The sequence below is a fragment of the Streptomyces sp. JW3 genome (genome assembly GCF_052216785.1).
Lineage (GTDB): Bacteria > Actinomycetota > Actinomycetes > Streptomycetales > Streptomycetaceae > Streptomyces.
In genome coordinates this window covers 1-13304 of record NZ_JBQOUX010000061.1, presented here as the reverse complement: position 1 = coordinate 13304, position 13304 = coordinate 1, and the positions used below count along the sequence as shown (strand labels likewise).

The 13304-nt window shown below is 72.3% G+C and carries 14 protein-coding genes; 5 read left to right on the top strand and 9 right to left on the bottom strand.

All coding sequences use genetic code 11. The features are described 5' to 3' along the window. The first annotated feature begins 3 nt into the window (after positions 1–3). Positions 4–582, top strand: a complete 579-nt coding sequence (gene amaP, locus ACTT8P_RS23505; protein ID WP_442833690.1) for an alkaline shock response membrane anchor protein AmaP — start codon at positions 4–6, stop codon at positions 580–582. Positions 583–595: 13 nt separating this feature from the next. Here the strand turns inward: amaP and ACTT8P_RS23500 are convergent, their stop codons facing one another. From ACTT8P_RS23500 to ACTT8P_RS23470, 7 genes are all read right to left on the bottom strand, one after another. Beyond that, positions 596–1351 carry an SDR family oxidoreductase gene (locus ACTT8P_RS23500; protein ID WP_442833689.1) on the bottom strand — a complete coding sequence of 252 codons (756 nt, stop codon included), beginning with the start codon at positions 1349–1351 and terminating at the stop codon, positions 596–598. Positions 1352–1355: 4 nt separating this feature from the next. Continuing rightward, positions 1356–3140 (bottom strand): glycoside hydrolase family 15 protein, encoded by a 1785-nt coding sequence (locus ACTT8P_RS23495; protein WP_442833688.1) that lies wholly within the window; start codon positions 3138–3140, stop codon positions 1356–1358. A 58-nt stretch (positions 3141–3198) separates the two neighbouring features. Beyond that, positions 3199–3993, bottom strand: coding sequence for an SURF1 family cytochrome oxidase biogenesis protein (locus ACTT8P_RS23490; RefSeq protein ID WP_442833687.1), 795 nt, complete (start codon positions 3991–3993; stop codon positions 3199–3201). A 42-nt stretch (positions 3994–4035) separates the two neighbouring features. Next, positions 4036–4269, bottom strand: a complete 234-nt coding sequence (locus tag ACTT8P_RS23485; RefSeq protein WP_442833686.1) for a hypothetical protein — start codon at positions 4267–4269, stop codon at positions 4036–4038. A gap of 193 nt (positions 4270–4462) precedes the next feature. Next, positions 4463–5452: a DEDDh family exonuclease gene (locus ACTT8P_RS23480; RefSeq protein ID WP_442833685.1), complete on the bottom strand. Its 990-nt coding sequence runs from the start codon at positions 5450–5452 to the stop codon at positions 4463–4465. A gap of 250 nt (positions 5453–5702) precedes the next feature. After that, positions 5703–6797: a CopD family protein gene (locus ACTT8P_RS23475; protein ID WP_442833684.1), complete on the bottom strand. Its 1095-nt coding sequence runs from the start codon at positions 6795–6797 to the stop codon at positions 5703–5705. 86 nt (positions 6798–6883) lie between these two features. After that, positions 6884–8401, bottom strand: coding sequence for a S8 family peptidase (locus ACTT8P_RS23470; RefSeq protein WP_442833683.1), 1518 nt, complete (start codon positions 8399–8401; stop codon positions 6884–6886). A 291-nt stretch (positions 8402–8692) separates the two neighbouring features. Here ACTT8P_RS23470 and ACTT8P_RS23465 point away from each other — a divergent pair, with 291 nt between their 5' ends. The 3 genes from ACTT8P_RS23465 to moaA all read left to right on the top strand — a co-directional run bounded on the left by ACTT8P_RS23465 (position 8693) and on the right by moaA (position 11820). Next, positions 8693–9049 carry a DUF485 domain-containing protein gene (locus ACTT8P_RS23465; RefSeq protein ID WP_442833682.1) on the top strand — a complete coding sequence of 119 codons (357 nt, stop codon included), beginning with the start codon at positions 8693–8695 and terminating at the stop codon, positions 9047–9049. Then, entirely contained in the window at positions 9046–10671 is a 1626-nt protein-coding gene (locus ACTT8P_RS23460) for a solute symporter family protein (RefSeq protein ID WP_442833681.1), read from the top strand. Before ACTT8P_RS23465 ends, ACTT8P_RS23460 begins: the two co-directional genes overlap by 4 nt. 159 nt (positions 10672–10830) lie before the next feature. Next, entirely contained in the window at positions 10831–11820 is a 990-nt protein-coding gene (moaA, locus tag ACTT8P_RS23455) for a GTP 3',8-cyclase MoaA (protein ID WP_442833720.1), read from the top strand. A 6-nt stretch (positions 11821–11826) separates the two neighbouring features. On the opposite strand, the gene ACTT8P_RS23450 is transcribed toward moaA, so the two are convergent. Continuing rightward, the gene (locus ACTT8P_RS23450) at positions 11827–12042 is read right to left on the bottom strand and encodes a hypothetical protein (protein WP_442833680.1); all 216 of its coding nucleotides are present in this window, start codon (positions 12040–12042) and stop codon (positions 11827–11829) included. A gap of 258 nt (positions 12043–12300) precedes the next feature. Next, a complete protein-coding gene (locus tag ACTT8P_RS23445) occupies positions 12301–12699 on the bottom strand; it encodes a DUF3099 domain-containing protein (RefSeq protein WP_442833679.1) in 399 nt (132 codons plus the stop codon). Positions 12700–12958: 259 nt separating this feature from the next. Between ACTT8P_RS23445 and ACTT8P_RS23440 the strand changes: the two genes are divergently transcribed. Continuing rightward, positions 12959–13246, top strand: a complete 288-nt coding sequence (locus ACTT8P_RS23440; RefSeq protein ID WP_442833678.1) for a GlsB/YeaQ/YmgE family stress response membrane protein — start codon at positions 12959–12961, stop codon at positions 13244–13246. Positions 13247–13304 lie beyond the last annotated feature (58 nt).

Below are 13304 nucleotides of genomic sequence, written 5' to 3'. Positions count from 1 at the left end.
ACGGTGCTCAGGACTGTCGACCGGGTGCTGCTCGCGCTCGTCGGGCTGGTACTGCTGGTGCTCGGCGGCTCGGTGCTCGCCGTCGGGTTCGGGGTGAAGGCGCCCTCCTGGTGGATCCACGACTCGCGCCACGACGTGCTGCTCAGCCAGGCCGAGCGGACCCGGTGGCGGGACGCCGGCTGGTGGTGGCCGGTGCTGATCGCCGCGCTCGCCGTCCTGCTGCTGCTCGCCCTGTGGTGGCTGGTCGCGGTACTGCGCCGGCGCCGGCTCGGCGAGATCCTCGTCGACACCGGCGACGGCGAGGGCGCGGTGCTGCGCGGCCGGGCGCTGGAGGACGCGTGCGCCGCCGACGCGGGCCGGCTGGACGGCGTGGCCCGCGCCGACGTACGGCTCACCGGGCGGCGCAGCGCCCCCAGGGCCCGGGTACGGCTCCGCCTGGAACCGCACGTGGACCCCGGCACCGCCCTGGACGGCCTCACCACCGGGGCCCTCGCGCACGCCCGTGCCTCGGCCGGTCTCGAAGCGCTGCCGACCGAGGTCCGGCTCAAGGGCGTGGGGCACCGGGCGGAGCGGGTGAGCTGACCGGTTCCCGTGGTCAGAAACCGTGCCGTGAGCCGCCGTCCACCGGCAGCATGACGCCCGTGACGTACGACGCCGCCGGGGAGAGCAGGAACGCGGCCGCGCGGCCGAACTCCTCGGGGGCGCCGTAGCGGCGCAGCGGGATACGGGACTCGGAGGCGGTGCGGGTGGCCTGCGGGTCGGCGGACCGGGCGTCCAGCTCGCGGACCCGGTCGGTGTCGATGCGGCCCGGCAGCACGCCCACGACCCGGACGCCGTGCGGGCCCAGCTCGTCGGCGAGGGACTTGGCGAAGCCGGCCAGCCCCGGCCGCAGCCCGTTGGAGACGGTCAGGCCCGGCACCGGCTCGTGCACCGAGCTGGACAGCACGAAGCCGATGACGCCGCCGGGGCCCAGTTCGGCCGCCGCCGTCCGGGCCAGCCGCACCGCGCCGAGGAAGACCGACTCGAACGCGCCCTGCCACTGCTCGTCGGTGATGTCGGCGGCGAACCCGGCCGGCGGCCCGCCCACACTGATCAGCACGCCGTCGAACCGGCCGAACCGCTCCCGCGCGGCGCCGATCAGCCGCTCCGCGGTCGCCGGGTCGGCGTTGTCGGCGGCCACCCCGACCGCGTTCGGTCCAAGAGCCGTGGCCGCGTCCGCGACGCTCTTCTCGTCCCGGCCGCTGACGACCACCTTCGCCCCGTCGGCGACCAGTGCCCGCGCGGTGGCGTTGCCCAGGCCCCGGGTGGCCCCGGTGACGACGTACACCCGGTCCCTCAGTCCAAGATCCATGCGCCTATCCTGCCTCTTCGTCCCCGGCCAGCGCGAGGGCGGTGTGCACCAGGCCGATGTGGCTGAACGCCTGCGGGAAGTTGCCGAGCTGCCGGCCGGCCACCGGGTCGTACTCCTCCGCCAGCAGCCCCACGTCGTTGGCGAGCCCCACCAACCGCTCGAACAGGTCCCGCGCCTCCTTGGTGCGGCCGGTCAGCTGGAGCGCGTCCGCCAGCCAGAACGAGCACACCAGGAAGGTGCCCTCGTCGCCCGGCAGCCCGTCCACCGTGCTGCCCGAGGTGCTGTAGCGCTGCACCAGCCCGTCGCGGGTCAGCTCCCGGGAGACCGCGTCGATGGTGCCGGTCACCCGGGGGTCGTCCGGCGGCAGGAAGCCGACCCGGGGGATGAACAGCAGCGCGGCGTCCAGCTCCCGGGAGCCGTAGTACTGGGTGAAGGTGTTGCGCTCGGGGTCGTAGCCCTTCTCGCACACCTCCCGGTGGATCTCGTCGCGCAGCGCCCGCCAGCCGTCCAGGTCGCCGCCCAGCTCCGGCTCGTCCTCCAGGGTGCGCACCGCGCGGTCCGCCGCGACCCATGCCATCACCTTGGAGTGCACGAACTGGCGGCGCCCGCCGCGCACCTCCCACAGCCCCTCGTCGGGGCGGCGCCACGCGGTGCGCAGGAAGTCCAGCAGGGCCCGCTGCAACTGCCACATCTGGCGCTCGGCCGGCATCCCCGCCGCCCGGGCCAGCGACAGCGTGTCCATCACCTCGCCGTACACGTCCAGCTGGAGCTGATTGACCGCGTCGTTGCCGATCCGCACCGGCGTCGAGTTCTCGAAACCGGACAGCCAGGGCAGCTCCGACTCGGGCAGCCGGCGCTCACCGGCCAGCCCGTACATGATCTGGAGATCCGCGGGGGAGCCGGCCACCGCGCGCAGCAGCCAGTTCCGCCATGCCTCGGCCTCGTCCACATAGCCCGCCGCAAGCAGCGCGCCCAGGGTGAGCGTGGAGTCGCGCAGCCAGCAGTGCCGGTAGTCCCAGTTGCGCACCCCGCCCGGCTCCTCCGGCAGCGAGGTGGTGGCGGCGGCCACGATGCCGCCGGTCGGCTTGTACGTGAGCGCCTTCAGCGTGATGAGGGAGCGGACCACCGCGTCCCGGTAGGGGCCGTCGTAGCGGCAGCGCGCGACCCAGGACCGCCAGTCGGCGACGCTGTGCTCCAGCGCCTCGTACGGGTCCACCAGCGGCGGCCGGGGCTCGTGCGAGGGGTGCCAGGTGAGGACGAACGCCACCTTCTCGCCCGCCCTGACGGTGAACTCGGAGTGCGTCCCGTAGTCCTCGCCCCAGGTGCGCACCTCGGGCTCGCTGCGCAGCCACGCCGAGTCCGGCCCGGCGACGGCCACCCGGTGCCCGTCGGACCGGCGCACCCACGGCACCACGGACCCGTAGTCGAAGCGCAGCCGCAGCGTGCTGCGCACGGTCACCTCGCCGCTGATCCCCTCGACCACCCGGACCAGGTCGGGGGCGCGGTCGCGCTGCGGCATCAGGTCGGTGACCCGGACCGAGCCGGCCGCGGTCTCCCACTCGGTGTCCAGGACCAGGGTGTCGGGGCGGTAGGCGCGGCGGGTGCAGCGCCCGGCGCCCTCGGGGGCGATGCGCCAGTGGCCGTTGTCCTCGTCGCCGAGCAGCTTGGCGAAGCAGGCGGCGGAGTCGAAGCGGGGCAGGCACAGCCAGTCCACCGAGCCGTCCGCGGCGACCAGCGCCGCGGTCTGCTCGTCACCGATGATCGCGTAGTCCTCGATACGGGGGTGCACGGGGACCGTCTTCCCAAGAGGGTGCCCCGCAATCAAGCGGCGGTGGGGCGCGGTGGGGCTACACGGCCGCCGGTTGTGCCGCTTCGGCCTCGGTGTCCTCGGTCGCCTGGGCGCGGTCGCGCACCTCGCGGCGGACCAGGAACCACCAGCCGACCGGGACGGCCGCGGAGAACAGCCACCACTGGATGGCGTACGCGAAGTTCAGCGCCGCGTCCTCGTTGCCGGGCCTGCCGATCAGCTCCGGGGTGCCGCCCTTCGGCTCCGGCGCGGTCAGCACGACGTACCCGCCGAGCACCGACGCGTCCAGCCGCTCGGCCTCCTGCTCACTGTTGATCAGCATGATCTGCCGGTCGGGCAGGCCCTTGAGGTCCTTGATGCCGCTGGCCTCGGTCGTCTCGTCGGGCATCATCCGCCCGGTGACGGTGACCTCGCCGGACGGCGGGGCGGGGACCTTCGGGAACTCGGTCTGGCTGGGGCCGTCCGCGGCGATCCAGCCCCGGTTGACCAGCAGCACCTTGCCGTCGTCGAGGACGAACGGGGTGAGCACGTGGTAGCCGACCTCGTCGTCGGCGTTGGTGCGGCGCCGGACGACGACCTCGTCGGCGGTGTCGAAGCGGCCCTTGGCGGTCACCGTGCGGTACCGCTCGTCGGTGGTGATCTTCTGGCCCGGGGCGGTCAGCCGCTCCACCGGCACCGGGTCGGCGCCGAGCGCCTCGGCGACCAGGTCGTTGCGGGCGGTGCGCTCCTCGTAGCGGTGCAGCTGCCAGAAGCCCAGCCTGATCATCGTGGGGATGAGGAGCAGGGCGACCAGCGTGAGGATCACCCACTGCCGGGACAACAGGAAGCGGTACACCCCACGACCGTACAACTCGGTCGTGGGGCGTCGGCAGCCGGGTCAGACCTTGTCGACGACGCCCGTCCTCCCTTCCGAGCGGGCGCAGTGCGCGCCGCAGTACCAGTGGCCGTCGACCTCCACGCCCTGCCCGATGATCTGCACCCGGCAGTGTTCGCAGATGGGGGCCATGCGGTGGATCGCGCAGGAGAAGCAGTCGAAGACGTGCACCGCGCCCTGCGCGTGCACCTCGAAGCTCATGCCGTAGTTGTTGCCGCAGACTTCACATGTCGCCATGCGCCACAGGGTGAGCCGTCGCGGTGGCGCGGGCGAGTGGACGCCGGGCGAGTCGCCCGGCTTTCACCCGTCTCGTCCGGCTTTCACCCGAGCGACGTCACACGCCTGTACGAGTCAGTGCGGATCAGTACGAGTCGGTACGGATCAGTACGAGTCGGTACGGGTCAGTACGAGTCGGTACGGGTCAGACGGGTCAGCCGTCGGCCGGCTCGACGTCCCGCAGCAGTTGCCCGAACGCCGCCTCGTCCACCACCGGCGTGCCGAACTGCCGGGCCTTGACCACCTTGGAGGTGCCCGAGTCGGGGTCGTTGGTGACCAGCAGGCTGGTCAGCCGGGACAGGCTGGTCGCGACATGCAGACCGGCCTCGGCCGCACGGTCCTCCAGCAGCTCCCGCTCGACCGACGTGTCACCCGAGAAGGCGATCCGCATGCCCTGCTTGAGCGGTTTGCCGTCTTTGTACCGGCCCGGGTTGGGATAGGGGCAGGCGGGCCGTTTGCGGGCGGGACGCCAACTGGTGGGCCGGTAGCCGCCGGAGCCGCCCGCCTGGTGGCCGATCCGGGGCGCGGGGCGGTCCGCCCACTCGGTCAACGGCCGGCACTCCTGGAGCGGCAGCCGGACCAGGCCGGCCGCCGCGGCGCGCAGGCTCGGCCGGAACGCCTCGGCCAGCACCCGCGCGTCGTCCAGCGCGTGGTGCGCCCGCCGCTGCACCACACCGAAGTGCGCGGCGAGCGACTCCAGCTTGTGGTTGGGCAGCGGCAGCGCCAGCTCCTTGGCGAGCGCGATGGTGCACAGCCGCTGGCGCACCGGGGCCTCGCGCTCCGCGCGGGCGTACTCGCGGGCGATCATCTGCCAGTCGAAGACCGCGTTGTGCGCGACCAGCACCCGGCCGTCGAGGCGGGCCGCGAACTCCTCGGCGACGTCCCGGAAGAGCGGCGCCCCTTCGAGCACCTCGCTCGTCAGGCCGTGTATCCACACCGGGCCCGGGTCCCGCTCCGGATTGACCAGCGTGTACCAGTGGTCCTCGACCTCGCCGCGCGCGTCGAGCCGGTAGACGGCCGCCGAGATGATCCGGTCGTCGCGGGCCAGGCCGGTGGTCTCGACGTCAACAACCGCGTATCCCTGCGGATACGCGGCCGGCCACGCCGTGGGGGAGGACACCGCCGTCGTCTGGTCTTCGAGCATGGTCCCAGAGGATACGGGCCACGACTGACAGTCCGGTCCCCGAGCCCCCGCTCGCCGCCAACTTCCGCCGCGGGCGCAGCCCTTCGCCCGGCCGCCGGCGGCCCCGTACGGGAAGCGCCGCGCGAAGACGGCGACCTCCGCGCGGGTGAGCGGACCGCCGACGGGCCGGCCGGATGCGGGCCGCGCGGGGAGCCGGTGACGGTTGCCGCGTTCGCGGGAAGGCGGTTCCCGGTCCGCCCGGCACGGCTCGTCACCAGCGGATCGGGACCGGAAGCGCCGTCAGCAGCCCGGAGACCGCGACCACCACGCCCAGGACGGCGACCTCCGCGCGGGCGGGGGAGCAGGCGGCCAGTGGGTCGGGCGCGCGGCCCAGCCGGACGCGGGCGCACAGGGCGAGGGCGGCGACGGCCGCGACCAGGAGCACCTTGGCGAGCAGGACCCGCCCGTAGGCCGTGTCCGTCAACTGGCCGAGGAGCGAGCCCGCCGGCATCCGGCGCAGCGAACTGCACACCCCCGTCGCCGTGATGACGGCCAGCAGCACGGCCGCCACGCGCGCGTACCGCCCCAGCAGCGCGGCACCCGCTCCCACTTCCGTCGCGGCCTCCGCTTCCCCATCCGTCGCGGCGCCCGCTCCCCCTTCCGTCGCGGCACCCGCCCCGGCGTAGGCCCCGGCGCCCCGCCACCGGGCGAGCACCCGCAGCACATGCAGCAGACCGCCCACCCACAAGCAGCCGCAGGTGAGGTGGAGCAGCGTCAGAGCGGAGCCCAGCAGCGGACTCTGCTCGGTCGGGGGATGCGCGCGCAGGGCCTCCGCCACCACCACCGCGGCCAGCGGCCACACCTGCGTTCCCGGCCGGCCGGAGGCGGCGCACAGCCCCGCCACCAGGAACGCGTTGACCTCCAGGAGCGCGAGCTTGCCGTCCCGGGTGGCGTAGAGCCCGCCCACGTCGATGTCGGCGAGGCCGTCCGGCACCAGGTTGCCGGTGGCCACCACCGAGGCCAGTCCCAGCGCGGCGCCGAAACCGACGACGGCCGCGGGCACCGACCAGCTGCGCGGCGCGACCGGGGCGGCGCCCGGCAGGGAGCGGGCCTGCCGCCCGGCGAACAGTTCGCCCAGCGGGACCGCGAGCGCCGCGAACAGCACCGCGCGCAGCAGGGCGATGGGGCCGGTGCCGGGCGCCTCGGCCTCCCCGGTGCCGTGCAGCGCCGGGGACGGGCCGAGCAGGGGGATCAGCGCGGCCAGCGCCACCAGGGCGAGCACGGCCACGGCCCGGCCGGTGCCGGGACCCGGGCGCGGGCGCCCCCGGGCCCCGGCCGACGGGGGCGTGGGTCGTATCAAGGTCACCTCAGGATCTTCACCAGTCGTCCTTCGACCGGGCAAGTCCAGCAGACGACCGGCGGTACGTCCCCGCGCCCCCCTCGACCTCGTACCTACTTGGTCACCGCGTCCAGCGCGTCCGCCGTGCCCCAGCCGTAGAAGCCGTTGCGGTTCTTCGACCCCTCGCACACCGCGTCGACCTTGCCGTCGCCGTCGATGTCGTACGGGTCGGTGCACGCGGTGGCGTCGGCCTCGGCGTACAGCAGCGCCTTCACCAGCGCGGGCGAGGCGTGCGGGTGGGTGGACTTGATCAGCGCGGCGACGCCCGCGACGTGCGGCGACGCCATCGACGTACCGGCCATGTAGCCCCACCTGCCGCCGGGCAGCGTGCCCAGGATCAGGCCGCTGGTGGCGGGCGCGGCCGGCGGCTGGTACGCCGTCGAGTCACCGCCGGGCGCGGCGATGTCGATGACGCCCTTGCCGTAGTTGGAGAAGGACGACTTCAGGCCCTTGGCGCCGGTCGCCGCGGTGGTGACGACGCCGGGCAGCTGGGTCGGGATGTCGTAGCACTCGGACGGGTCGATCACCCGGTCGGAGGGGGTGGAGTCGTTGGGGGAGACCGGGTCGGTGATCTCGTCGGCGGCGAGGTCGTAGCTCTCGTTGCCGGCCGCGGCGACGTTGACCGCGCCCTTCTTCTCCGCATACGACGAGGCCCGCTTGACGGCCTCGACCAGCGCCTTCTGGTCCGGGTCGTCCTTGCAGTTGAAGTACCACGGGTCGGTGTAGTAGCTGTTGTTGGTGACGTCCACGCCGTGCTCGGCCGCCCACATGAAGCCGCAGACCACGGCCTCGGTGTAGAAGAAGCCGGCGGTCGTGGAGACCTTGATGCCGGACACCTTCACGCCGGGCGCGACGCCCGTCATGCCGATGCCGTTCTTCGCGGCGGCTATCTCACCGGCGACGTGCGTGCCGTGCGGGGACTCCTCGGCGGTCGGCCGCCAGGCGCCGTCGGTGGTGTCCGGCTTGCCCGACACGCAGTTGACGGAGGCCGCGCGGTCGAAGTTCGGGGCGATGTCCGGGTGGGTGTCGTCCACGCCGGTGTCGATGACGGCCACGGTGACCTTGCTGCTGCCCAGCGACTTCTCGTGCGCCTTGTCCGCCTTGATGGCGGGCAGGTCCCACTGGAGCGGTTCCAGCGGGTCCTGGCCCGCTGCGACGGCCTCGGCGGCTGCCGCCTCGGTGGCGCTGAGCACCTTCGGCGTGCCCACGTCGGTGGTGGCGGCCGACGGCAGCGGCGCGGTGCGGGTGGCACCGGCCGACTGCACACCGCGCGCCTTGCGGACGGTCCCGGCGAAGTCCGGGTTCGAGGAGTGCACGACGACGACGCCGATCCGGTCGTACGACGTCACGACGGTGCCGCCGGCCTCGGCTATCGCGCGCTTGACGGCGGCCGAGGGAGCCTGGCCGGCCTTGACGTTGACGACATAGCTGAGCGAGGTCGCGTCGGCCGAGGCCGACGGGGACTCGGCGGCGGACGCCTGCACATTGGGCAGGAACGCGAGGGCCGTCGCCACGGCCAGGCCCGCCGGGATCGCCAGCGCGCGGTGGTGACGCGAGTGAGACACGGTCATGTACAGAACTCTCCAGTCTCTTCCGTGGTGCGGACGGTGCAGTTCGTGCGGGTGCCCCGAGGGAAGCGTCCCGGCCGAGGGCGTCCGGGCAGGTACATGTCGGGTGTGCAGGCTGAAGTTATCTCCCCCGGCCGCTGGCCAGCAATGTCCCGGCCGAGGGTGACTTCGGAAAGTGGTCCGGGCGGTGAACCGGGCCCCGGGCGGCTCCGTGTCGTTGGTCAGGGAGCACCAGCACGATCAGCCCCCGCACCGTTAGGTACAGCAGTCATGTCCGTCGTACGAGGAGACTCCGTGGCCACCGACGCACCGCCCCCCTCGCAAGAGCAACACCGGCTGCCCTCCCAGGAGGAGTTCGCCGAGGTGCAGCAGAGCGCGGAATTCGGTGAACTGCGCCGTTCCTTCCGCTCCTTCGCCTTCCCGCTGACCATCGGCTTCGTCGCCTGGTACCTGCTCTACGTCCTGCTGTCGAACTACGCGGGCGGCTTCATGGGCACCAAGCTCTTCGGCAACATCAACGTGGCCCTCGTGTTCGGCCTCGCCCAGTTCCTCACCACGTTCCTCATCGCCTGGTGGTACTCGCGGCACGCCGCCGCCCAGCTCGACCCCAAGGCCGAGGCCATCAAGTCCCGGATGGAGGGCGGCGCGTGAGCACCACAGGACAGGTCTTCCTGGCGGCCAACGAGGCCAGCGAGCACCGGCCGCTGATCATCACCCTGTTCGCGGTCTTCGTGGTCGCGACGCTCGTCATCACCGTCTGGGCCGGCCGGCAGACCAAGGACGCCGCCGACTTCTACGCGGGCGGCCGGCAGTTCAGCGCCTTCCAGAACGGCCTGGCGGTCTCCGGCGACTACATGTCCGCCGCGTCCTTCCTGGGCATCGCCGGCGCCATCGCCATCTTCGGCTACGACGGCTTCCTGTACTCCATCGGCTTCCTGGTCGCCTGGCTGGTGGCGCTGCTGCTGGTCGCCGAGCCGCTGCGGAACTCCGGCCGGTACACGATGGGCGACGTGCTCGCCTACCGGATGCGCCAGCGGCCGGTGCGCACCGCCGCCGGCACCTCCACCATCGTGGTGTCGATCTTCTACCTGCTGGCCCAGATGGCGGGCGCCGGCGTCCTGGTCTCGCTGCTGCTCGGCATCACCTCCGACGCCGGCAAGGTCCTCATCGTCGCCCTGGTCGGCGTCCTGATGATCGTCTACGTCACCATCGGCGGCATGAAGGGCACCACCTGGGTGCAGATGGTCAAGGCGGTGCTGCTGATCAGCGGTACCGTCCTGATCACCTTCCTGGTGCTGCTGAAGTTCGACTTCAACATCTCCGACCTGCTCGGCACCGCCGCCGAGAACAGCGGCAAGGGCGCCGCCTTCCTGGAGCCCGGCCTCCAGTACGGCGCGACCGGCACCACCAAGCTGGACTTCATCTCGCTCGGCATCGCCCTGGTGCTCGGCACCGCCGGGCTGCCGCACATCCTGATCCGCTTCTACACGGTGCCCAACGCCAAGGCCGCCCGGAAGTCCGTGAACTGGGCGATCGGCATCATCGGCGCCTTCTACCTGATGACCATCGCGCTCGGCTTCGGCGCCGCCGCGCTCATCTCGCAGAAGGAGATCACCGACTCCAACCCGTCCGGCAACACGGCGGCCCCGCTGCTCGCCCTGCACGTCGGCGGCGTCGACTCGGCCTGGGGCGCGATCCTGCTGGCCACCATCTCGGCGGTGGCCTTCGCGACCATCCTCGCCGTGGTGGCCGGTCTCACCCTCGCCTCGTCGTCGTCCTTCGCGCACGACATCTACGCCAACGTCATCCGCCGGGGCCAGGCCACCGAGAAGGAGGAGATGCGGGCGGCCCGCTGGGCGACCGTCTTCATCGGCATCGTCTCCATCGCGCTCGGCGCCCTGGCCCGCGACCTGAACGTGGCCGGCCTGGTCGCCCTGGCCTTCGCGGTCGCCGCCAGCGCCAACCTGCCGACCATCCTCTACAGCCTGTTCTGGAAACGGTTCACCACCCAGGGCGCGCTGTGGTCGATCTACGGCGGTCTGGTGGTCGCCGTCGGCCTGGTGCTGTTCTCGCCGGTGGTCTCGGGCGACGCCACCTCGATGTTCCCGGACGTCGACTTCGCCTGGTTCCCGCTGAAGAACCCCGGCATCATCTCCATCCCGTTCGGCTTCCTGATGGGCTGGCTCGGCACCGTCCTGTCCAAGGAGGGGCCGGACACCGGCAAGTACGCGGAGCTGGAGGTCCGGTCCCTGACCGGCACCGGCGCCCACTGATTCCCCCTGGCGTCCCGGCCCCGTCGTAGCTCCCTACGACGGGGCCGGGGCGTACCTGGTGGCTTCCGGCCGCTGTCGATGTCGGCGGGGTCACGTAGGCTCGCAGGTATCGGAGGAGTCAAGAGCTCCATGCGATCCGCGTCGAGGGAGGGGGCCCACGTGCTCATCGACACCTACGGCCGAGTGGCCACCGACCTGAGGGTCTCGCTGACCGACCGCTGCAACCTGCGGTGTACGTACTGCATGCCCGAGGAGGGCTTGCAGTGGCTGGCCAAACCCGATCTGCTCACGGACGACGAGATCGTCCGACTCATCGGTATCGCGGTCACCTCCCTGGGTGTCACGGAGGTCCGCTTCACCGGCGGCGAGCCGCTGCTCCGCCCCGGCCTGCCCGGCATCGTGGAGCGCGTCGCCGCCCTCGGCCCGCGCCCCCAGATGTCCCTGACCACCAACGGCATCGGCCTCAAGCGCACGGCGGCGGCCCTGAAGGCGGCCGGCCTGGACCGGGTCAACGTCTCGCTGGACACCCTGCGCCCGGACGTCTTCAAGACCCTCACCCGCCGCGACCGGCACAAGGACGTCCTGGACGGCCTGCACGCCGCCCGCGAGGCCGGCCTCACCCCGGTCAAGGTCAACTCGGTCCTGATGCCGGGGCTCAACGACGACGAGGCCCCCGACCTGCTCGCCTGGGCCGTCGAACACGACTACGAGCTGCGCTTCATCGAGCAGATGCCGCTGGACGCCCAGCACGGCTGGAAGCGCGAGGGCATGGTCACCGCCGGCGACATCCTCACCTCGCTGCGCACCCGCTTCGAGCTGACCGAGGAGGGCGCCGAGGAGCGCGGCTCGGCCCCCGCCGAGCGCTGGCTGGTCGACGGCGGCCCGCACCGCGTCGGCGTCATCGCCTCCGTCACCCGCCCGTTCTGCGCCGCCTGCGACCGCACCCGGCTGACCGCCGACGGCCAGGTCCGCACCTGCCTGTTCGCCCGCGAGGAGACCGACCTGCGGGCCGCCCTGCGTTCCGGCGCGCCGGACGAGGAGATAGCCCGCGTCTGGAAGCTCGCCATGTGGGGCAAGAAGGCGGGCGCCGGCCTGGACGACCCGACCTTCGTCCAGCCGGACCGGCCGATGTCGGCGATCGGGGGTTAGGACGGGTCAAGCACCGGCTTCCCAGTCGGCGAGCGGGACGACGTCCTTCAGGAACCCCCGTACGCCCAAAAACTGGGACAGATGCTCCCGGTGCTCGTCACAGGCGATCCACGTCTTGCGCCGCTCCGGGGTGTGCAGCTTCGGGTTGTTCCACGCCAGCACCCACACGGCGGCGCTGCGGCAGCCCTTGGCGGAGCAGACCGGGGTCGTCTCGTCACTCACAGGTTCGTCTCGCAAGTCGTGCGGAACAGGTCGCGCGGACGAGCCGCGCAAAAAGGCGACGCCGAGCAGCCACGGGGGGAGCTGCCCGGCGTCGGTCCATCGCTCCGACGGGGGATGCGGAGCGCTTACCGAGTATGTCACGGGTGGTCCGCCGTTCGGGACCGGAACAACATGATTGAAGCGAGCTTCTCGACGGCTTGGCGAGGACTTGACCATCATCCGAGCCGATCGATTCCGTTCGGTAACGTCTAGTTCCGATCAAGAAAAGTCACTCGATGGTCGACGTACACCCGCGGTCCGATCGGTGTCGGCATCTTCCGGGGCGGATTCCGCGAAGCCGCGCGACGCGGCCGGCGGCTCGATCATCGGCGGCGTCGGCGCGGTCACGAACGTCGTCGGCAGTCCCGGCGCGTTCTCCCGCCCGGCGTTGGCGATCACCACCGCGACGTACGGCAGCACCGCCCCGAGCACCAGCGCCACGATCGCGACGTGCCGTTCCACGTTCCACAGGGTGGCCGCGAGGATCACCGCCAGGGTGCGGACCGACATCGAGATGACGTACCGGCGCTGCCGGCCGCGAACGTCCTCCTCCAGACCCGTCCGGGCACCGGTGATCCGGAACACCTCGGCCTTGCCGCCGCCGCTCCGCTTCCGCATCACATTCCACCGCCCGCTCGCATCGGAGCCTCCCCGCCCGTACCCGTCCGCGGCCGCTCGGGGTGGCGGGCCAAGGACAGCTCTTACGGTACGCCGCGGCTGCGCCGCCCACGAGACCGGGGGACCTCGCACCGGAGCGATCGGAGTGCGCCGCGGCGCCCGGGTGCGTCCCCCGTTCGGACGTACCCACCGTGCGCCGTACGCGGTAGGGGCCCAGGGTGGCGGTAATGCTCACGTAGAGCCGGACGAGGAGGCAGCCATGGGCTGGTTGTGGGCGATCATCGTCGGATTCGTGCTCGGTCTGATCGCCAAGGCGATCATTCCGGGCAAGCAGCACAGCCCTCTGTGGCTGACCACGATCTTCGGCATGCTCGGTGCCATCGTCGGCAACGCGGTCGCCCGAGCGGCCGGCGTCGACGCCACCTCCGGCATCGACTGGTGGCGGCATCTCTTCCAGCTGGTCGCCGCGATCATCATCGTCGGGGTCGGAGACATGGTGTACATGGCGGTGCGCGGCAACAAGAAACAGCGCCGGCACACCGCCTGACCGGGCACCCGGCACAGGACACAGGACATCCGAGGGGCGGTCCCCGCAGGACGCGGGG